The sequence below is a fragment of the Rhizobium sp. PDO1-076 genome, assembly GCF_000247475.1.
Lineage (GTDB): Bacteria > Pseudomonadota > Alphaproteobacteria > Rhizobiales > Rhizobiaceae > Allorhizobium.
The window spans coordinates 1-728 of sequence record NZ_AHZC01000339.1 but is presented as its reverse complement, the minus strand read 5'-3'; the positions used below and the strand labels follow the sequence as shown (position 1 = coordinate 728).

Genomic DNA, 728 nt, shown 5'->3' with positions numbered 1-728 from the left:
AGGCTGCTGAACAACCCTCTGGCTTTTGGTTTGGAAAGCTGATTCGATCAGGTTGTCCTGATTGGCTATGGATTGATGCGCTGCGCGGCATTGATGAGCGGTGTTCCCAACTTTTTTCTTACGTCGATCTGGAGGCGCGGGTGCCGATGGGTCATCCTCTTCGGGCGACGCGCGATCTGGTGAACTCGGCGCTGGCCGTACTCGATGATCGGTTTTCGGCGCTCTACAAGGAGACGGGTCGTCCGTCGATCGCGCCGGAGCGGCTGTTGCGGGCGATCCTGTTGCAGCTTTTCTATTCGATCCGCTCGGAGCGGCAACTGATGGAGCGGCTGGACTTCGATCTTTTGTTTCGCTGGTTCGTCGGGCTCGGCGTCGACGATCCGGTCTGGGACGCCTCGACATTCTCGAAGAACCGGACGCGGGTGCTGACGGAAGAGATCGCGCAAGGGTTTCTAGCCGCACTTCTATCGGACCGCCGGGTGAAGCGGCTTTTGAGCGCCGAGCATTTCTCGGTGGATGGTACGATGCTGAAGGCATTCGCCTCGATGAAGAGCTTCCGGCCGAAGGACGGGTCTGGCAATCCTGCGGATGGCGGCAGAAACGGCGAGCGGGACTTTCGCGACGAGAAACGCTCGAACGAGACACATGCCTCCACAACCGATCCGGATGCGCGGCTTTATCGCAAGGCATCCGGCCAGGAGAGCCGGCTTGCCTATCTCGGCCATGCA

At 60.0% G+C, this 728-nt stretch carries 1 protein-coding gene; it reads left to right on the top strand.

Going from position 1 to position 728, the window contains the following annotated elements; translation table 11 throughout:
- Nucleotides 1-80: 80 nt before the first annotated feature.
- On the top strand, nucleotides 81-728 hold a 648-nt coding region (locus tag PDO_RS16785), incomplete at its 3' end, for a transposase (protein ID WP_037074496.1).